We start from the raw sequence: 18,757 nt of genomic DNA on the forward strand, positions 1-18,757 counted from the left end.
GTGGGTGGGCATGGAAGCACCGCACAGCCCTGCCCACGTGAACTCCCTCGGCATCACCGTCACCTCCCCTGAACAGATGGGCGAGTTGGGCCGCCGCCTGGCCAAACTGCTGCGCCCCGGCGACCTCGTGATGCTCAGCGGCGAGCTCGGCGCGGGCAAGACGACACTGACCCGCGGCCTCGGCGAAGGCCTTGGCGTACGCGGCGCCGTCACGTCGCCGACCTTCGTCATCGCCCGCGTCCACCCCTCGCTGTCCGACGGGCCGCCCCTCGTACACGTCGACGCGTACCGCCTGGGCGGCGGCCTCGACGAGATGGAGGACCTCGACCTCGACGTCTCGCTGCCCGAATCGGTGATCGTCGTGGAGTGGGGCGACGGCAAGGTCGAGGAGCTCTCGGACGAGCGGCTGCGCGTCGCCATCGACCGGGCCGTCGGCGACACGACCGACGAGGTGCGGGAAGTGACGCTGACCGGGTTCGGCGCGCGGTGGCAGGAGGCGGACCTCACGCTGCTGTCCGCCTGAGCGGTCGCCGCGAGGCCGTCCGCCTGGATCTCTCGTCGGTTCCGCCGAACTTTCCGACAAGGCGTCGGCATGATGTTGCGCGGCGTGTGCCGCGCGTGGTCACATGGATACCAGTACTGGTTAGGTCTACCTAACCACGTCTGCCCCCGGAGCCCAGGAGGCATCCATGTCGGCTTCAGAACGTGACGTAGAGCCCCGACCGCACGGGCTGTCGGGGCCATCGGGGATCTCGATGAGCGAGCTGCTCGCGTCCTGCGCCGCGGCGAGCGCCGTGTCGACGCCGCCGCGCCATCACGCGGACCCGGAGGGGATCACGCCTAGGGAACGACGACGACCGTCTTGCTGATGGTCGCGAACTCCCACATCGCGTTGCCGTCCTTGCGCGACTCGCGGATGCCGCCCGTCTTCTTCGACGGGTCCGGCTTCGGCGTCGAGCCGTCCGTCGCCGCGCTGAAGCCGATCGCGATCCCGTCGACGTTCGCGAAGCGCACGACGTGCTCGATCGCCACGCCATCCGTGCCGGTGACCGTCCCCGAGCGCGAGGTGACCGCGTACGTACCCGGTACCGGGTCCACCGTGCTCGGCGTGACCTTGAACGTGCGCCGCGCCTTGCCGGTGGCGCCGACCAGCCATACGCGGTCGTCACCCACCGAATACACGACCCGCTCGCCCTTGCCGGACTGTGCGGGCACCGCCGTCGGGCCGGCCTTGTCCTTGGGGGAGCGGGGGGCCGACGCCGAAGGGGAAGTGTCGGGCTTCTTGCCCAGGTGGTCCGGCGCGCTGGCCGATGCCTGGTAAGCGAGGAAGCCGACCGCGGCGACCGCGGCGGCGGTGAGACCGGCCACGATTCCCGAGCTGCTCCTGGACACCTGCGCCACCCTCTTCGTACTCCGTACGGCTATGGGGTGACGTTAGCAGCAGGTGTGCGGCATCCCGGGTCGGCCGTGCTCCGGGCGCCGGAGCCGTAGGCTATTCGCGTGCTCTTGCTCGCTCTGGATACCGCCACCCCCGCCGTCACCGTCGCGCTGCACGACGGCTCGTCCGTCGTCGCAGCCTCCAGCCAGGTGGACGCCCGCCGCCACGGCGAGCTGCTGCTGCCCGCCGTCGACCGGGTCCTCGCCGACGCGGGGCTGAGACTCGACGCGGTCACCGGCATCGTCGTAGGCGTCGGTCCCGGCCCCTACACGGGCCTGCGGGTCGGCCTGATGACCGCCGACACCTTCGGCCTCGCGCTCGGTGTGCCGGTGCACGGCGTGTGCACCCTCGACGGCCTCGCGCATGAGTCCGGCATCGAGGGCGGTCCCTTCGTCGTCGCCACGGACGCACGGCGCAAGGAGGTCTACTGGGCGCGGTACGCGGATGCGCGCACCCGCCTCACCGAGGCCGCCGTGGACCGCCCCGCCGACATCGCGGACGAGGTGGCGGGCCTGCCCGCCGTCGGCGCCGGCGCGCTGCTCTACCCCGAGACCTTCCCGGACGCCCGCGCCCCCGAGCACGTCTCGGCGGCCTCGCTCGCCTCGATCGCGGCCGAGAAGCTCGCCGCGGGTGAGGAACTCCTCGCCCCGAGGCCGCTGTATCTGCGCCGCCCCGACGCGCAGGTGCCCAAGAACTACAAGGTGGTCACCCCCAAGTGACATCCGTGACGCCAGTTGTCCTGCGCGAGATGCGCTGGTGGGACATCGAACCCGTCTTCGTCCTGGAGAAGGAACTCTTCCCGGACGACGCCTGGTCGCGCGGCATGTTCTGGTCCGAGCTCGCCCACGCGCGCGGACCGCTGGCCACCCGCCGCTATGTGGTGGCCATGGACGGCGAGCGCCTCGTCGGGTACGCCGGGCTCGCCTCCGCGGGCGACCAGGCCGACGTACAGACCATCGCCGTCGCCCCGGGCCACTGGGGCACGGGGCTCGGCTCCCGGCTCCTCACCGACCTGCTCGGCGCGGCGACCGCCTTCGAGTGCGCCGAGGTCATGCTGGAGGTGCGGGTCGACAACACACGGGCGCAGAAGCTGTACGAGCGCTTCGGCTTCGAGCCCATCGGCTTCAGGCGCGGCTACTACCAACCGGGCAACGTGGACGCCCTGGTGATGCGTCTGACCGATCCATCAACCTCAGTGAACTCCGGGCAAGGAACCGACTCCCATGGCTGACTCGCGCGACCAACCTCTCGTACTCGGCATCGAGACCTCCTGCGACGAGACCGGCGTCGGCATCGTGCGCGGCACGACCCTGCTCGCCGACGCCATCGCCTCCAGCGTCGACGAGCACGCCCGCTTCGGCGGTGTGGTGCCCGAGGTCGCCTCGCGCGCGCACCTGGAGGCGATGGTGCCGACCATCGACCGCGCCCTGAAGGAGGCCGGTGTCGCCGCGTCCGACCTCGACGGCATCGCGGTGACCGCGGGGCCGGGTCTGGCGGGCGCGCTGCTCGTGGGCGTCTCGGCGGCCAAGACGTACGCGTACGCGCTCGGCAAGCCCCTCTACGGCGTCAACCACCTGGCCTCGCACATCTGCGTCGACCAGCTTGAACACGGCTCGCTGCCCGAGCCGACGATGGCGCTGCTCGTCTCCGGCGGCCACTCCTCACTGCTGCTCTCCGCCGACATCACGTCGGACGTACGTCCCCTGGGCTCGACGATCGACGACGCGGCGGGCGAGGCCTTCGACAAGATCGCGCGCGTGCTGAACCTGGGCTTCCCGGGCGGTCCCGTCATCGACCGGTACGCGAAGGAGGGCGACCCGAACGCGATCACCTTCCCGCGCGGCCTCACCGGGCCCCGCGACCCCGCGTACGACTTCTCCTTCTCCGGCCTGAAGACGTCGGTCGCACGCTGGATCGAGGCCAAGCGGGCCGCGGGCGAGGACATCCCCGTACGCGACGTGGCGGCGTCCTTCCAGGAGGCGGTCGTCGACGTGCTGACCCGCAAGGCCGTGCGGGCCTGCAAGGACGAGGGCGTGGACCACCTGATGATCGGTGGTGGCGTGGCGGCCAACACGCGGCTGCGGGCGCTCGCGCAGGAGCGGTGCGAGGCGGCCGGGATCCGGCTCCGGGTGCCGCGGCCGAAGCTGTGCACGGACAACGGCGCGATGGTGGCCGCCCTCGGCGCGGAGATGGTGGCGCGTAACCGCTCGGCCTCCGGCTGGGACCTGTCGGCGGACTCCTCGCTGCCGGTGACGGAGCCGCATGTTCCGGGGCGCTCGCACGAGCACGGCCACGACCACGACCACGTGCACGAGGTCAGCAAGGAGAACCTGTACTCGTGACCGTCGCGCTGATGTGGGAGGCCCGCGCCGCCGAGGGACGCGGCGAGGAGCTGCTCGCGTGGGCGCGGGCACAGGTGCTCGACGGTGAGCCGGTCCGGCGGGAGAGCTTCCGCGCCCCGCAGGACCGGGTGCTCGTACTGACCTGGTGGGACGCCACGTACGACACCGAGCTGCCCGAACTGCCGGAGCCCGCACCGGAGTTGGTGACGCGGGCGGTGCACAGGTGGCGCTTCGAGTCGGTGGGCCTCGGCTGATCTCCCGTCAGGGACCCCGCCGTGCCTGGCCCAGGAGGCCGTCGATGACCGCGGCCAGCTGCTGGGCCGCGTCGTAGTTCCCGGTCAGTTCGAGCCAGCGGCCGGCCAGCGCGGTCAGGTGGGGCAGCTCGTCCGCGTCCGCCTCCGTGAGCATGCCGGGGAAGTGGCGCCCCCGGTCCGGCTCCTCGGCGCGCCGCGCCATCGCCTGCCGGAAGACCAGGTCGCCGTAGACGCAGTGCCAGATGGTGCGGTAGGCGGCGACGGCCTCGGGCGGGGTCAGTCCGCAGGCGACGCATGAGGCGATGATCTCCTCGACCATCCACAGGGCGCCCTTGTCGGTGAGATCGCCGAGGCTCAGGACCTCCACCACCCAGGGCATCCGCGCCAGCGTGTCGTGCATGTGTACGGAGACCGCGAGCAGCCGGTCGCGCGGGTCGTCGGGCAGCTCGGGGCGCGCGAGGGTGTCGGCGGTGCCGGACAGGCAGAGCATCAGGAGCTCGTCCTTGTCGCGTACGTGGTGGTAGAGCGCCATCGGGGTCGTGCCGACCTCCTTGGCGACCCGGCGCATGCTCAGGGCGGCGACGCCCTCCTCCTGGAGGATGCGGCGCGCGACGCCGACGATCATCTCGGGCTCGATGCGGCGGGGGCGCCCGCGCTTCTTCTTCTCCTCGCCGGGTTTGTCGGCTGCTGCTGCCGCCGCTGACTCCGGCTTCTCTGCTTTCACATGGCTCATTGTCGCGCCCGCTGTGGCACCGCCGCCTCGCTCCTGTATTTTCTATACGCGTATAGTAATGTGCGTGGGCATGGTGAATCCCACTGACTCCACGCCCCCGGGGGCCCGTTGGCTGCTGCCGGTGCTGCTGACCGTGCAGTTCCTGGTCTCCCTCGACATGTCCGTCGTGAACATCGCGCTGCCCGACATCGGCGACGACCTCGGCTTCGGCCCCGGCTCGCTGCTCTGGGTCGTCAACGCCTACGCGCTCGCCTTCGGTGGCCTCCTGATGCTGGGCGGGCGCCTGGCCGACCTCGCCGGGCGGCGGCGCACCCTGATCGCCGGGTTCGCGGTCTTCGGCGCGGCGAGCCTGCTCGGCGGGCTCGCGCAGACGCCGGGTCAGCTCATCGCGGCGCGGGCCGTGCAGGGCGCGGGAGCGGCGGCGCTCGCACCCGTCGCGCTCACCCTGATCACCGTCAACTACCGCGCCGGGGCGGCGCGTTCACGGGCGCTCGGGCTCTGGGGCGCGGCGGGCGCGCTCGGCGGCGCGGTCGGGGTGATGGCGGGCGGGCTGCTCACGGAGTGGGCGGGCTGGCGCTCGGTGATGCTGATCAACGTCCCGGTGGTGCTCGCCGCCCTCGTTCTCGCGCGCGGCGGCGTACCCCACGACCGGCGCACCGGGCCCGCCCCGCGCCTCGACGTGGTGGGGGCGCTTCTCGTAACGGCCGGCATGACGGCTCTCGTCCTCGGGCTCGCCCGCACGGAGACGTACGCGTGGGGGTCCGGCACGACCCTGGGCACCCTCGGGGCGGCGGTCGTGCTGCTCGCCGCGTTCGCCGTGGTCGAGTCGCGCCGACGGGAGCCGCTGCTCAGGCTCGGCCTGCTCAGGAACCGGCCCGTGCTCTCCGCGAACGCTTTCGCGCTGCTGATGTCGTCGGGGCAGTTCGCCGCCTTCTACTTCACCTCGCTCTATCTGCAGGAGGTCATGGCGTACGGGTCGACACGGGCGGGGGCGGCGTTCCTGCCGTTCTGCGTGGGCGTCGTCGCCGGGTCGGTGATCTCGGCTCGCACTGTCGTGCGCTTCGGGGAGCGGGCACTTCTGGTGACCGGGGGTCTCCTCGGGGCGGCGGGGTTCGTGTGGTTCGCGCTCACGGTCGACCCCGGCGGCACCTTCCTGGGGTCCATCGCCGGGCCCTCCCTCGTGGCGAGCGTGGGCATCGGCATGTGCTTCGTGCCGCTGGGGACGGCGGCCACGTCGGGCGTCGCCGCGGAGGAGACCGGCATGGCCTCGGGGCTGCTCAACAGCTCCCGGCAGCTGGGCGGATCGCTGGGGCTCGCGGTCCTGGTGACGGTGGCGTCGGGTGTCACGGGGGCTGCGGGCGTCACGGGAGCTGCGGGAAACAGCCGGGGGCGGGGCGCGCTCGCGGACGGGTACGCGACGGCCTTCGGGGGCGCCGCGGCGCTCCTCGCGGCGGCTGCCTTGGCGACCGCGGTGCTGCATCGCGTGCCGACGCGGACGGGACGACCTGCGAAGACGCCCGCCACGTACGCCCAAAAAGATTCTTCGAAGAATCTGGGCGACGATGTCGATCCTGGCGTCTCCCGTTCGACGCATGGGTGAGAGGCGGGAAGAAGCCCCGCCCGACACGTGGTCGCCACGCGACTACGTGCCAGCCGAATGGAGAGATGGACATGCCGCGCTTTCTGACGATGATCCGCGTCGACGAGAAGAACGCTCCCGAGGGCGGCCCGAGCCCCGAGATGGAGCAGCGCATGGGTGAGCTGCTCGAAGAGATGACCAAGGCGGGCGTCATGCTCGACACGGCGGGCCTCACGCCGACCTCCGCGGGCACCCGGGCTCACTGGGAGGGCGGTGAACTCTCCGTCACCGACGGCCCGTTCACCGAGGCCAAGGAGGTCGTCGGCGGCTACTCGATCTCGCAGTGCAAGGACAAGGCCGAGGCGATCGAGTGGGCGGGACGCTTCCTGAAGACCCACGACCCGTACTGGACGGTGACGGCGGAGGTGCGGGAGATCGCGGAGGCCTGAGGCGGGCGATCCTCCGGGGCGTCGCGACTCCGAACCTTTGCGGTGTCCTCGCGGGGGTGCTCTGATGGGTGGCCGTGACGGCCCACCCCGCAGAGCAGCCCCGCGCCCACGCCTCATCCGAGGCCCCCCGCGCCATCGAGACCGTCTTCCGCATCGAGTCGCCGCGCCTCATCGCCGGTGTCGCCCGGATCGTGCGGGACGTGGGCATCGCGGAAGAGCTCGCGCAGGACGCCCTGGTCGCCGCGCTCGAACAGTGGCCCGAGACCGGCGTCCCCGACAATCCCGGCGCCTGGCTCATGACCACGGCCAAGCGCCGCGCCATCGACCTCGTACGCCGCAGGGAGCGCTACGCGCGCAAGCTGGAGGAGATGGGGCGCGACCGCGACTTGGAGGCGGCCCCGCTCGGCATCAACGAGCGCGGCGAGGTCGCCGATCCCGACGACATCGACGACGACCTCCTCCGCCTCGTCTTCACCGCCTGCCATCCCGTGCTCTCCGCCGAGGCCCGCATCGCGCTCACGCTGCGGCTGCTCGGCGGCCTGACGACGGCGGAGATCGCCCGCGCGATGCTGGTTCCCGAGGCGACGGTGGCTCAGCGGATCGTGCGCGCGAAACGTACCCTCGCGGCCAAGGGTGTGGCCTTCGAAGTGCCGTACGGGGCTGAGCGCGAGGCCCGGCTTGGGTCGGTGCTCGAGGTCATCTACCTCATCTTCAACGAGGGGTACGCGGCCACGGCGGGCGACGACTGGCTGCGGCCCTCCCTGTGCGAGGACGCGCTGCGGCTCGCCCGCGTCCTTGCGGGGCTGATGCCGCGGGAGCCCGAAGTGCATGGCCTGGCGGCGCTGTTGGAGCTCCAGGCGTCCCGCACGGCGGCCAGGACGGGGCCCGGGGGTGAGCCGGTGCTGCTGGCGGACCAGGACCGCCGCCGCTGGAACCGGCCACTGATCCGGCGGGGCTTCGCGGCACTGGCCCGCGCGCGCTCGGCGGGTCCTGGCGCCCCCGGCCCGTACGCGCTGCAGGCCGCGATCGCCGCGTGCCACGCGAATGCCCCTTCGTACGAGGACACGGACTGGCCCCAGATCGCCACCCTGTACGGGTTGCTGGCCGCCCGCACCCCATCGCCGGTGATCGAGCTGAACCGCGCGGTGGCGGTATCGATGGCATCGGGCCCGGCGGAGGCACTACCCCTGGTGGACGCACTCGCCGCTGAACCCGCCCTGAAGGGCTACCACTTGCTGCCGAGCGTCCGAGGCGACCTGCTGACCCGCCTCGGCCGAGTGGAGGAGGCCCGGGCGGAGTTCGAGCGTGCGGCGGGGCTGACGCGGAATGAACGGGAGCGGGAGTTGCTGCGGGGGCGTGCCGCGTCTTGCGGCCCACCTTGCGGCCCGCCTGGCGTTTGAGGGCGAACTCGGCGGGGGCGGTGGTCGGCGGTGCCGCAGAGCTCCGGCCGCAGGGGGTTCTCAGGCGCCCACCGGGTGACCGATCAGCATCGTCGGCGCCCCCGCCACCCGCGTCAGGAACACCGTCGCCGAGTTCTTGCCCTGCGGCTTCACCTTGCGGCGCAGTTCCTCCGGTTCCACCGCCGAGCCCCGCTTCTTCACCGTGAGGATTCCGACCTCCCGCTCCCGCAGCAACGCCTTCAACTTCTTCACCCCGAAGGGAAGTTGGTCGGTGATCTCGTACGCCACCGCGTACGGCGTCTCACGCAGCGAGTCGGAGGTGACGTACGCGATCGTCTCGTCGATCAGGCCGCCCTCGACCCGCTCCGCCACCTCCGCCACCAGATGCGCACGGATGACGGCGCCGTCCGGTTCGTACAGGTAGCGGCCGACGGGGCGCGTCCCGGGGTCCGGCAGCATCGTGGCCAGTGGGGACCACAGGGAGACGCCGGAGGGCAGCAGCGTCGCGCGGTGCGATGACGGGGCGTCCGTGCCAAACCACAGCACGGCCTCCTTCACGTCGCCGCCGTACGAGATCCACTCCGCCGCGGCCTCGGCGGGCACCGCCTCGTGCGGGATGCCGGGAGCGATCTTCAGTGCCGCGTGCGGAGCCTTGAGGGCGGTGTCGACGGCCCAGGAGAGGGGCGGGGAGTAGGCCTCGGGATCGAAGATGCGGCCTCTGCCGCCACGCCGCGCCGGGTCCACGAACACCGCGTCGTACGCCGATGTGTCCACCTCGGTGACATCGGCCTCGCGGACCTCGATGAGCTCGTCGAGGCCGAGGGCGCGCGCGTTCGCGCGGGCCACCTCGCAGGTAAGCGGGTCGCGGTCGACGGCAAGGACGCTGATCCCGGCCCGCGCGAGCGCGATCGCGTCGCCGCCGATGCCACAGCAGAGATCGGCCACGCTGCGTACGCCGAGGGCCCGGAAACGCTCGGCGCGGTGCGCCGCCACGCTCGTACGCGTCGCCTGCTCGACGCCGTTCGGCGTGAAGAACATCCGCCCCGCGTCCTCGACCCCGAACTTCGCCACTGCCCGCCGCCGCAGTCGCGCCTGCGCGAGCACCGCCGTGACCAGCTCCGCCGGATGGTCCCGGCGCAGGCGGGTGGCGACGGCCAGCTCCCGGGCCGGATCGGCCTCCCGCACCTCGTCGAGATCGAGCAGGGACCGCCCCTCGGGGGTGAGCAGCGCGGAGAAGGCGGTCAGGGCGCGGTCGAGGTCGTTCACCCGGCCCATTGTGGGCCAGTCGGTGGATGGTGCGCGCCCGGCGGCGGTGTCGCCCCCTCGGCAGGGCCGTGAGCTGCAAAGATCCGGCGCCATGCAACTAGTACGACAAAACGATAAATTCGGCGGAAGAGGGAAGAGACGGGCGGGCGTTTCGGCGGGCGGTTCGGCGAGAGCTTCGGTGGGCGGTCGGGAGAGCACTTCCGCGGACGGCTCGGCGAACCCTTCGGCAGGCCGCTCGACCCGCGGATCACGGGGGTGGCCGGTGAGGGGGCGGGCGCGGGCCGGCCTCGCCGCTCTCTGCGTCGCCGCGATCGCCTCCGGCTGCGCCTCGGGATCCGACGGCGGAGTCAACCCCGCCCCGGGTCAGCAGCCGCTCCAGGCTCCGCCCGCCCGCGCCCTCGACTCCTACGCCCAGAAGCTCGCGATCACCCAGGCCGCTCGCGCCGCCGCCGCGAAACGCTGGGGCCTGGCGAAGACCCCGCTGACCGCGCCGGCCGCACCGGCCGAGAAGCCCCGGATCACCACCCGCAAGGGGTTCGAGGTCAAGGGGCAGGCGAGCCTGCCGCCCGTCTTCACGACGATCCCGACCAAGCGGAAAGTCGTCTTCCTGACCATCGACGACGGTGCCGAGAAGGACCCGGCCCTGCTGAAGATGATGAGCGAGCTGAAGATCCCGTACACCGCGTTCCTCAGCGACTACCTGGTCAAGGAGGACTACGGCTACTTCAAGAAGATGCAGTCCCGCGGCGTCTCGCTGAACAACCACACCCTCCACCACCGCTATATGCCGGGACTTTCGTACAAGGGCCAGCGCGGCGAGATCTGCGGCATGCAGGACATCATCGAGAAGCACTACGGCAAGCGGCCCGAACTCTTCCGCCCGCCGTACGGCAACTACAACGTGGACACCCTGCGCGCCGCCAAGTCCTGCGGCATCAAGGCTGTTCCGCTGTGGGCTTCGGAGGCCTTCCCCGACCACATGGAGTGGCGCGAATGGGACCGGGACCTGCACCCCGGCGACATCATCCTCACGCACTTCAGGGGGCGCGAGGACTGGAAGGGCGCGATGCCCGACATGGTCCGCAAGGTCATGAAGACGGTCACCGACAAGGGGTACGCGGTGGCCAGGCTGGAGGACTACCTGTGACCGGGCGGGCGCGGGTGCGGCGGGTCCTTGTCGGCGTCCTCGCGGCAGGCGTGCTCGCGCCCGCACTGCTCACGGGGTGCGCACAGTCGGTGGACCCGATCGAACGGCTGGGCAGAAAGGCGGCGCAGAAGGTCCCGCCGAGAAAGCCGGGGCAGTCGGCGCTGCCCGGCTGCGGGCAGGCGTTGCGCAAGGCGGAGGCGCTGCGCGAGGCGGAGGGAATGGGTACCGCTTCACCCGCGAGCTCGCCGGAATCAGGACGTCAGGGCGGCGGGCCGCCGGGGCCGCGGCAAGAACTCCCCGACCAGGCAAAACGTTGCGCGGGCGCGGCCAACAGCCCTGGCGATCCCTCGTTCGGACCGCCGGAGAAGCCCTCGCTCAGATAAGACCCGCGTCAGCGAATTGGCACTCCGCTTGACCGAGTGCTAATCGCCGTCCTAGTGTCAACCCTGGCACTCACCACTGGAGAGTGCCAACAGCGACAGGCAGGTCCGGCACCCGCGACGACGGATCCACCTGGTCGCCACCCCAGACTGTTAACCCCGTAGATCTCCGAAGGGGGAGACCGGATCGTGACGACCGCCAGCTCCAAGGTTGCCATCAAGCCGCTTGAGGACCGCATTGTGGTCCAGCCGCTCGACGCCGAGCAGACCACGGCCTCCGGCCTGGTCATTCCGGACACCGCGAAGGAGAAGCCCCAGGAGGGTGCTGTCCTCGCGGTGGGCCCGGGCCGCTTCGAGAACGGCGAGCGCCTGCCGCTCGACGTCAAGGTCGGCGACGTCGTGCTGTACAGCAAGTACGGCGGTACCGAGGTGAAGTACAACGGCGACGAGTACCTCGTCCTCTCGGCTCGCGACGTGCTCGCGATCGTCGAGAAGTAATTCACCTGCTTCATCAAGCAGATGTGCTTTTGAGCTGCGCCCCTGGTCACCCTGCTGCTGCCGGGCGGCGAGGGGCGCAGTTCGTTGCCGCATTTTCCGGGGGTTCCCCCCGGTCCCCCCTGAGTATCCGAGAGGGCTGAACCGCTCCCATGGCGAAGATCCTGAAGTTCGACGAGGACGCCCGTCGCGCCCTCGAGCGCGGCGTCAACAAGCTTGCCGACACGGTCAAGGTGACGATCGGCCCCCGCGGCCGCAACGTCGTCATCGACAAGAAGTTCGGTGCCCCCACCATCACCAACGACGGTGTCACGATCGCCCGCGAGGTCGAGCTCGACGACCCGTACGAGAACCTTGGCGCGCAGCTCGTCAAGGAGGTGGCGACCAAGACCAACGACATCGCGGGTGACGGCACCACCACCGCGACCGTGCTCGCCCAGGCCCTGGTCAAGGAAGGCCTGCGCAACGTAGCCGCCGGCGCTTCCCCGGCCGCCCTGAAGAAGGGCATCGACGCCGCCGTCAAGGCCGTGTCCGAGGAGCTCCTCGCGACCGCGCGCCCGATCGACGACAAGGCCGACATCGCGGCCGTCGCCGGTCTGTCCGCCCAGGACCCGCAGGTCGGCGAGCTCATCGCCGAGGCGATGGACAAGGTCGGCAAGGACGGTGTCATCACCGTCGAGGAGTCCAACACCTTCGGCCTGGAGCTCGACTTCACCGAGGGCATGGCCTTCGACAAGGGCTACCTGTCGCCGTACATGGTGTCCGACCAGGAGCGTATGGAGGCCGTCCTCGACGACCCGTACATCCTCATCCACCAGGGCAAGATCTCGTCCATCCAGGACCTGCTCCCGCTGCTCGAGAAGGTCATCCAGACCAACGCCTCGAAGCCGCTCCTGATCATCGCCGAGGACGTCGAGGGCGAGGCCCTGTCGACCCTGGTCGTGAACAAGATCCGCGGCACCTTCAACGCCGTCGCGGTGAAGGCCCCCGGCTTCGGCGACCGCCGCAAGGCCATGCTCGGTGACCTCGCCACCCTCACCGGCGCCACCGTCATCGCCGAAGAGGTCGGCCTCAAGCTCGACCAGGTCGGCCTCGACGTGCTCGGCACCGCCCGCCGCGTGACCGTCACCAAGGACGACACCACCGTCGTCGACGGCGGCGGCGACTCCTCCGAGGTCGCGGGCCGCGTCAACCAGATCAAGGCCGAGATCGAGTCCACGGACTCCGACTGGGACCGCGAGAAGCTCCAGGAGCGCCTCGCGAAGCTGGCCGGCGGCGTGTGCGTGATCAAGGTCGGCGCCGCCACCGAGGTGGAGCTCAAGGAGAAGAAGCACCGTCTGGAGGACGCCATCTCCGCGACCCGCGCCGCGGTCGAGGAGGGCATCGTCTCCGGTGGTGGCTCCGCCCTTGTGCACGCCGCCAAGGTGCTCGGTGACTCCCTCGGCAAGGAGGGCGACGAGGCCACCGGTGTCGCCGTCGTCCGCCGCGCCGTCGTCGAGCCGCTGCGCTGGATCGCCGAGAACGCCGGCCTCGAGGGCTACGTCATCACCTCGAAGGTCGCCGAGCTCGACAAGGGCTTCGGCTTCAACGCCGCGACCGGCGAGTACGGCGACCTGGTCAAGGCCGGCGTCATCGACCCGGTCAAGGTCACCCGCTCCGCCCTGGAGAACGCCGCGTCCATCGCGTCGCTGCTCCTGACGACCGAGACCCTGGTCGTCGAGAAGCCGGCCGAGGAAGAGGGCGACGCCGGTCACGGTGGCCACGGCCACTCCCACTGACCCGCTCCGCTCGCTCGACCTGAGGCCCGGTACCCCGCGGTGGGGTGCCGGGCCTCCGGGTTTTCTCGGGTACGGGCCCGTCGTGGCTTGTCGCGCAGTTCCCCGCGCCCCTTCAGGGCGCAGTTGCCCGGGAGCCCTTGGGTGTCCTTGGGGTGCCCTTTCAGCGGGCATACCTCCCTACTGCGGGCCGTACTTCCTGCCCGTCCGTGACGTCACGCCGCCCAGCACCGCCCGCGGCAGCACCTTCACCACACCCATCAGCGCCTTGTACCGCGGATCCGGGATGGACAGGGACTTGCCCCGCGCCAGGTCGGCCAGCGCGGCCGCGACCAGTTTGTCCGCGTCGAGCCACATCCAGCTGGGGATGTTGGACGTCCCCATCCCGGCGCGCTCGTGGAACTCGGTCCGTACGAAGCCGGGGCACAGTGCCATCAGCCGCACCCCGGAGCCGGCCAGATCCTTCGCCGCCCCCTGGGTGAACTGCACGACCCACGCCTTCGACGCGCCGTACGTCCCGCGCGGCACGAACGCCGCCACCGACGCGACGTTGACCACGCCCCCGCGGCCCCGCTCCCGCATCGACTCCGTCGCCGCCGATGTCAGCCGCAGCACCGCCTCGCAGTGCACCTTGAGCATCGTCAGCTCGTCTTCGATCGACACCTCCAGATACTGACCCTTGTTGCCGAACCCCGCGTTGTTCACCAGCAGGTCGACCGGGTTCCTGCGGTCCGCGAGCCGCTTCTCGACCGCGCCGATCCCGACGTCTGTCGCGAGGTCCGCGGTCAGCACCTCCGCCTCGATGCCGTGCCGGTCGTGCAGTTCCGTCGCCTGTTCCCGCAGCCGCTCGGTGTTCCGTGCCACCAGGACCAGGTTGTGGCCGTCACCGGCGAGCCGCCGGGCGAATGCTGAGCCGATACCGGCGGTCGATCCCGTAATCAGAGCCGTAGTCATGGTCCAAGGCTAGTGAGATCCAGGGACCACTGTTGAGCGCGGACGTCCTGCCGGCCGCTGCCCCTCATCTACGCGACCACGAACTGCCCCATCCCATACCGCCTCGGCGCCTCCAACTCGCCTATTCGCTCCCTCAGTTCGTCCGAGGCATGCGGGGCGGCCTGCTCGTCCGGCTTCGTCCGCGGGCCACGAACGCGCGCGCCGCCCCTGCTCACACGGGACTTGGCGCCGTGCCACAGCCGCAGGACGCCCCCGCCGAACGCCAACGCGGCGACGGCGACGGTGAAGGTGACGGCGACGCTGAGGGTGACGACGACGGCGGCGACGAACGAGCCGAGGGCGATGGCGACGATGGGGACGATAGAGACGATGGGGCCGCGCTTGAGTCGGGACATGCTTCAAGATTCGCGGCTCGCCCCGCCCCGCGCATCAGGGGCGGCCCCCCACCTGACCCCGATTCAACCCTCGTACACCATCAGGGCCTTCCCCTACCCTCGCCGCATGCCGAGCGGACTTCGCCAGGTACTTCCGCGCCCCCTCGACCGACTCGGGATGCAGCGCGTCGCCGGCGGCGAGCAGGCTCGGCAGCAGCGTCCTTTCCGTGGTGACGGCCCTAAACTGGAGGGCGACGGTGACGTCGTGCTCCGGCCGGTGCACGATCTCCATCGCGTCCCCGGCCCGGATCTCCCCCGGCTCGATCACCCGCAGATAGGCACCCGGAACGCCCTGCTGGGTGAAGCGCTTGACCCACCCCTTCTCGCCGAGATGGCCCTGGAACGTGCGGCAGGGGATGCGGCCCGAGGTCACCTCCAGGAGCAGATCGGGGCCGACGCGCCAGCGCTCGCCGATCTTCGCGCCGCTCACGTCGAGCCCGGAGGTCGTGAGGTTCTCGCCGAAGGAACCATTGGCCAGCGGGCGGCCGAGCAGGCGCTCCCAGGCGTCGAGGTCCTCGCGCGCGTAGGCGTACACCGCCTGGTCATCCCCGCCGTGGTGCCGCAGGTCGCAGACCTCGTCCCCGGCGAGTCCGCTTCCGGCGGCACCCTTCGCGCCGGGGGCAGCCACCCGTATGGCCCCTTCGGCGGGCTGTTTGTCGATGCCGGTGCGGCCTGAGGGGGCGTCGGTGTAGTCGACGGCTTTGGACCGGCCAAGGTTCACGGAGAGAAGCTTCATGGGGAAAGGCTAGGCAGCCGCGCTCAAAGCGTCGACGCAATATTCGACGCCCTACCCAAGATTCGCTTATGCTCGAATCATGATCGAGGCCCGTCATCTCCGCGTCCTGCGTGCGGTCGCCACCACCGGCTCCTTCTCGGCCGCGGCGCGCGAGCTCGGCTGCACCCAGCCCGCCGTCAGCCAGCAGATGAAGGCCCTCGAAGCCTCCGTCGGTACTCCGCTGCTGATCCGCACCGGCCGTGAGATGCGCCTGACCCAGGCGGGCGAGGCCCTGGTCAGGCACGCCACGGGGATTCTCGCCGGGCTGACCGCAGCCGAGGAGGAGGTCGCCGCCATCGCGGGCCTGCGGGCGGGCCGCGTCCGCCTCGTCTCCTTCCCCAGCGGCAGCTCGACGCTGGTCCCGAGCGCGCTGGCCGCCCTGCGCGCAGCGCACCCCGGCACCCGGGTCTCCCTCGTGGATGCCGAACCGCCGCGCTCGGTCGAGATGCTGCGTGAAGGCGACTGCGATGTGGCGCTGGCCTTCCGTTATGAAGGCGCGTCCGCTGCCGAAGAGTGGGACGACCTGATCGTGCGCCCCCTGCTCGCCGACCGGCTCGTCGGTCTCGTGCCCGAGGGGCACCGGCTCGCCAAGGCGGGCTCGGTGGCCATCGGGGAGCTCGCCGACGAACCGTGGATCGCGGGCTGTCCGCGCTGTCGCAGGCAGTTGGTCGAGGTCTGCGAGGGGGCGGGTTTCGTGCCCCGGATCGATTTCGCGACCGACGACTATCCGGCGGTGATCGGCTTGGTCGGCGCGGGCCTGGGAGTCGCGGTGCTGCCCGAACTCGCTATCGAGTCCGTACGCCCCAAAGGTGCACGCACAGTGACGGTGGAGCCTGCCGTGCAACGCGAGATCGTCGCGCTCACCCTGCCGGATCTGGCACAGGTACCCGCCGTGGCGGCCACGCTGGACCACCTCGCGCGGGCCGCGGAGCGCTGAGCGGACCGGCGCGTTCGGCGCCTCAGAAGAAACGTTCCTTCAGTGCCGCGTGACCATGCCGCCGCCGATCGCGGACGCGGCTGCCGCCGAGGTCGGCGCTGAGGTCGTCGGCGCGGACGTCGTGACGAGGCGGTTGCGGGCGCGGCCCATGAGTTCCTCGCGCTCGTCCTCGGTGAGACCGCCCCAGACGCCGTACGGCTCCCGTACGGCGAGGGCGTGAGCGGCGCACTCCGCGCGTACCGGGCACCGCATGCAGACCTCCTTGGCGGAGTTCTCACGCGCACTTCGTGCCGCGCCCCGCTCGCCCTCGGGGTGGAAGAAAAGCGAGCTGTCGACCCCGCGACAGGCCGCGAGGAGCTGCCAGTCCCACAGATCTGCGTTCGGTCCGGGAAGGCGGGAGAAATCTGCCATTGCTTGTCTCCTGGAAGCCGTTCTGCGCGGGTACGGTGCCCACGACCGTACATCTACTATCTAAGGAGATGAAAATATGACTCATTGGAAAATCTAGCCACAGACACCAGTAAAAGGGAAGGAATGCCGCTAAATGGGGCATGGCTTGTGATGAAAGGTTGAGGGTCTCTTGCGCTGTCTGCGCTGTGTCCGCGCCCTCACGTAGAGTGCCGAAGGTGGCTGACCGTCCCGTAACTCTTTCGGGTGACCGTCGTTGAGAGTGCGAGGCGGTTGAAAGAACAAGCGCTCGGGCAGATGTCCGAGAGCGTCAACCGCGCAGGTGACGAATATGTACCAGCCTGGAGGCTCAAGGTGACGCGCAGCAGCTGTGAGAGCCGCGGAGGACAGTCATGACATCCGTCCTCGTCTGCGATGACTCCCCGCTTGCCCGAGAGGCGCTCCGCCGAGCGGTCGCGACCGTGCCCGGCGTGGAGCGCGTGACGACAGCGGCCAACGGCGAGGAAGTCCTCCGCCGCTGGGGCGCCGACCGCTCGGACCTGATTCTGATGGACGTACGCATGCCCGGTCTGGGCGGCGTCGAGACGGTCCGGCGGCTGCTGTCCGCCGACCCCGGTGCGCGCATCATCATGCTCACCGTCGCCGAGGATCTGGACGGGGTCGCGCTCGCGGTCGCCGCCGGTGCCCGCGGCTATCTGCACAAGGACGCCTCGCGTGCCGAACTGCGCGCGACCGTCACGCAGGCGCTCGCCGACCCGACGTGGCGGCTTGCTCCGCGCAGACTGCGCTCGGCCGAGATGGGCGCGGCGCCCACGCTCACCGCGCGTGAGATCCAGGTGCTCGAGGGCATGAGTCACGGCCGGTCCAACGCCGAGATCGGACGTGAGCTTTTTCTCTCCGAGGACACGGTCAAGACGCACGCCCGGCGGTTGTTCAAGAAGCTCGGCGCCTCGGACCGCGCGCACGCTGTGGCGCTCGGTTTCCGCTGGGGCCTGGTCCGATAGGTGTGCCGCCGTGCGGGCACGGCCGTCCCCGCCCGCCGTCCGGTGGGCGGGGCGAGGGGTGCCCGTTGCTCCCTTGTCCGGGAGCGGTTGCCGTTGCTTCGCCGCCGATGCCGCATCCTTGAGGTGTGGAGTTCCTCGGGGACAGGTCGGTCGAGCGGGAGGGGAGGGCGCAGGAGATGAGTTCCGGCGCACCTGCTCATAACGCTTCGGTGCACAACTACGGACGTGGTGCCACGGATCAATCAGCGCCAAGGCACCATGGACCGATGCGCGATGACAAGACGACGGTGATCGGTGCCCTCGTCCTTCGCGCGGTCGAGGGTGACGAGCAGGCCACGCACGATCTCCTGGCCCATGTGCACCCCCTTGCGCTGCGGTACTGCCGTACGCGGCTCTCCCGACTGCCCGGTGACGCGCGGCACTTCGTGGAGGACCTGGCGCAGGAAGTGTGCGTCGCCGTCCTTCTCGCGCTGCCGCGCTACAGGGACACAGGGCGTCCCTTCGAAGCGTTCGTTTTCGCCATCGCCGCGCACAAGGTCGCCGACCTGCAGCGCGCGGCGATGCGCTACCCCGGCTCCACGGCGGTGCCGTCGGACGAGATGCCGGAGCGGCCCGACGACTCTCTGGGGCCCGAGGAGCGCGCACTGCTCAGCAGCGATGCCGAGTGGGCCAAGAAGCTCATGGCCAACCTTCCGGAGAACCAGCGCGAGCTGCTGCTCCTGAGGATCGCGGTCGGACTCACGGCAGAGGAGACCGGGCAGATGCTGGGCATGTCCCCGGGGGCCGTGCGGGTGGCGCAGCACCGTGCGTTGAGCCGGTTGCGGGCGCTGGCCGAGCAGTAAAGGTCGGTATCGGTCGACGGCGGTCGTCTACGGCTCTTCATGCCGTATGAACGTACAAACCTGATCGATGATCTTGGTCGTGGAATGAGACACCCTCTGTTCCCGTTAGCATGGACATCCGCACCGATCAAGGCCATTTGGGGAA

Annotated in this window: 21 protein-coding genes; 14 read left to right on the forward strand and 7 right to left on the reverse strand. The window is 70.7% G+C overall.

Annotation, left to right across the window (positions count from 1 at the left end; genetic code table 11):
* Positions 1-10: 10 nt before the first annotated feature.
* Complete coding sequence (gene tsaE / locus ACGFX9_RS19805; RefSeq protein ID WP_393473171.1) at positions 11-523, forward strand: tRNA (adenosine(37)-N6)-threonylcarbamoyltransferase complex ATPase subunit type 1 TsaE; 513 nt, start codon at positions 11-13, stop codon at positions 521-523.
* A 317-nt stretch (positions 524-840) separates the two neighbouring features.
* Here tsaE and ACGFX9_RS19810 read toward each other — a convergent pair whose 3' ends face one another.
* On the reverse strand, positions 841-1,392 hold the full coding sequence (locus ACGFX9_RS19810; protein ID WP_393473174.1) for a hypothetical protein: 552 nt from the start codon (positions 1,390-1,392) through the stop codon (positions 841-843).
* 108 nt (positions 1,393-1,500) lie between these two features.
* Between ACGFX9_RS19810 and tsaB the strand changes: the two genes are divergently transcribed.
* The 4 genes from tsaB to ACGFX9_RS19830 are packed head-to-tail and all read left to right on the forward strand — an operon-like array spanning position 1,501 to position 4,034.
* The gene (gene tsaB, locus ACGFX9_RS19815) at positions 1,501-2,157 is read left to right on the forward strand and encodes a tRNA (adenosine(37)-N6)-threonylcarbamoyltransferase complex dimerization subunit type 1 TsaB (protein WP_393473177.1); all 657 of its coding nucleotides are present in this window, start codon (positions 1,501-1,503) and stop codon (positions 2,155-2,157) included.
* 29 nt (positions 2,158-2,186) lie between these two features.
* Complete coding sequence (rimI, locus tag ACGFX9_RS19820; protein WP_393473972.1) at positions 2,187-2,669, forward strand: ribosomal protein S18-alanine N-acetyltransferase; 483 nt, start codon at positions 2,187-2,189, stop codon at positions 2,667-2,669.
* Positions 2,662-3,780 carry a tRNA (adenosine(37)-N6)-threonylcarbamoyltransferase complex transferase subunit TsaD gene (gene tsaD, locus ACGFX9_RS19825; RefSeq protein WP_393473180.1) on the forward strand — a complete coding sequence of 373 codons (1,119 nt, stop codon included), beginning with the start codon at positions 2,662-2,664 and terminating at the stop codon, positions 3,778-3,780. Before rimI ends, tsaD begins: the two co-directional genes overlap by 8 nt.
* Positions 3,777-4,034 carry a hypothetical protein gene (locus ACGFX9_RS19830; RefSeq protein WP_393473183.1) on the forward strand — a complete coding sequence of 86 codons (258 nt, stop codon included), beginning with the start codon at positions 3,777-3,779 and terminating at the stop codon, positions 4,032-4,034. The genes tsaD and ACGFX9_RS19830 overlap by 4 nt, the downstream gene beginning before the upstream one ends.
* 7 nt (positions 4,035-4,041) lie before the next feature.
* Here the strand turns inward: ACGFX9_RS19830 and ACGFX9_RS19835 are convergent, their stop codons facing one another.
* Entirely contained in the window at positions 4,042-4,767 is a 726-nt protein-coding gene (locus ACGFX9_RS19835; RefSeq protein WP_393473186.1) for a TetR/AcrR family transcriptional regulator, read from the reverse strand.
* Positions 4,768-4,837: 70 nt separating this feature from the next.
* Between ACGFX9_RS19835 and ACGFX9_RS19840 the strand changes: the two genes are divergently transcribed.
* The 3 genes from ACGFX9_RS19840 (at position 4,838) to ACGFX9_RS19850 (ending at position 8,195) form a co-directional block, all read left to right on the forward strand.
* Positions 4,838-6,367 carry an MFS transporter gene (locus ACGFX9_RS19840; protein WP_393473189.1) on the forward strand — a complete coding sequence of 510 codons (1,530 nt, stop codon included), beginning with the start codon at positions 4,838-4,840 and terminating at the stop codon, positions 6,365-6,367.
* A 71-nt stretch (positions 6,368-6,438) separates the two neighbouring features.
* On the forward strand, positions 6,439-6,795 hold the full coding sequence (locus tag ACGFX9_RS19845; protein ID WP_393473192.1) for a YciI family protein: 357 nt from the start codon (positions 6,439-6,441) through the stop codon (positions 6,793-6,795).
* A gap of 74 nt (positions 6,796-6,869) precedes the next feature.
* A complete protein-coding gene (locus ACGFX9_RS19850; protein WP_393473975.1) occupies positions 6,870-8,195 on the forward strand; it encodes an RNA polymerase sigma factor in 1,326 nt (441 codons plus the stop codon).
* Between the two features lie 60 nt (positions 8,196-8,255).
* Here ACGFX9_RS19850 and ACGFX9_RS19855 read toward each other — a convergent pair whose 3' ends face one another.
* Positions 8,256-9,470: a methyltransferase domain-containing protein gene (locus ACGFX9_RS19855; protein ID WP_393473194.1), complete on the reverse strand. Its 1,215-nt coding sequence runs from the start codon at positions 9,468-9,470 to the stop codon at positions 8,256-8,258.
* A 253-nt stretch (positions 9,471-9,723) separates the two neighbouring features.
* Between ACGFX9_RS19855 and ACGFX9_RS19860 the strand changes: the two genes are divergently transcribed.
* The 3 genes from ACGFX9_RS19860 to groL all read left to right on the forward strand — a co-directional run bounded on the left by ACGFX9_RS19860 (position 9,724) and on the right by groL (position 13,261).
* Entirely contained in the window at positions 9,724-10,608 is an 885-nt protein-coding gene (locus tag ACGFX9_RS19860; protein ID WP_393473197.1) for a polysaccharide deacetylase family protein, read from the forward strand.
* A 569-nt stretch (positions 10,609-11,177) separates the two neighbouring features.
* Positions 11,178-11,486 carry a co-chaperone GroES gene (gene groES, locus ACGFX9_RS19865; RefSeq protein WP_006347174.1) on the forward strand — a complete coding sequence of 103 codons (309 nt, stop codon included), beginning with the start codon at positions 11,178-11,180 and terminating at the stop codon, positions 11,484-11,486.
* 149 nt (positions 11,487-11,635) lie between these two features.
* Positions 11,636-13,261 carry a chaperonin GroEL gene (gene groL / locus ACGFX9_RS19870; RefSeq protein WP_393473199.1) on the forward strand — a complete coding sequence of 542 codons (1,626 nt, stop codon included), beginning with the start codon at positions 11,636-11,638 and terminating at the stop codon, positions 13,259-13,261.
* A 177-nt stretch (positions 13,262-13,438) separates the two neighbouring features.
* Here the strand turns inward: groL and ACGFX9_RS19875 are convergent, their stop codons facing one another.
* The 3 genes from ACGFX9_RS19875 to ACGFX9_RS19885 form a co-directional block, all read right to left on the reverse strand.
* Entirely contained in the window at positions 13,439-14,212 is a 774-nt protein-coding gene (locus ACGFX9_RS19875) for an SDR family NAD(P)-dependent oxidoreductase (protein WP_393473202.1), read from the reverse strand.
* A 68-nt stretch (positions 14,213-14,280) separates the two neighbouring features.
* On the reverse strand, positions 14,281-14,607 hold the full coding sequence (locus ACGFX9_RS19880; protein WP_393473204.1) for a hypothetical protein: 327 nt from the start codon (positions 14,605-14,607) through the stop codon (positions 14,281-14,283).
* A gap of 34 nt (positions 14,608-14,641) precedes the next feature.
* On the reverse strand, positions 14,642-15,382 hold the full coding sequence (locus ACGFX9_RS19885; RefSeq protein WP_393473206.1) for an MOSC domain-containing protein: 741 nt from the start codon (positions 15,380-15,382) through the stop codon (positions 14,642-14,644).
* A gap of 79 nt (positions 15,383-15,461) precedes the next feature.
* On the opposite strand from ACGFX9_RS19885, the gene ACGFX9_RS19890 reads away from it, so the two are divergent.
* The gene (locus ACGFX9_RS19890; RefSeq protein ID WP_393473209.1) at positions 15,462-16,358 is read left to right on the forward strand and encodes a LysR family transcriptional regulator; all 897 of its coding nucleotides are present in this window, start codon (positions 15,462-15,464) and stop codon (positions 16,356-16,358) included.
* A gap of 39 nt (positions 16,359-16,397) precedes the next feature.
* Here the strand turns inward: ACGFX9_RS19890 and ACGFX9_RS19895 are convergent, their stop codons facing one another.
* Entirely contained in the window at positions 16,398-16,769 is a 372-nt protein-coding gene (locus ACGFX9_RS19895; protein ID WP_393473212.1) for a WhiB family transcriptional regulator, read from the reverse strand.
* 389 nt (positions 16,770-17,158) lie between these two features.
* On the opposite strand from ACGFX9_RS19895, the gene ACGFX9_RS19900 reads away from it, so the two are divergent.
* Entirely contained in the window at positions 17,159-17,770 is a 612-nt protein-coding gene (locus ACGFX9_RS19900; RefSeq protein WP_003948568.1) for a response regulator transcription factor, read from the forward strand.
* Positions 17,771-18,036: 266 nt separating this feature from the next.
* A complete protein-coding gene (locus tag ACGFX9_RS19905) occupies positions 18,037-18,612 on the forward strand; it encodes a sigma-70 family RNA polymerase sigma factor (protein ID WP_393473215.1) in 576 nt (191 codons plus the stop codon).
* The last annotated feature ends 145 nt before the right edge of the window (positions 18,613-18,757 follow it).

The organism is Streptomyces sp. NPDC048436, from assembly GCF_043200355.1.
Taxonomy (GTDB): Bacteria; Actinomycetota; Actinomycetes; order Streptomycetales; family Streptomycetaceae; genus Streptomyces.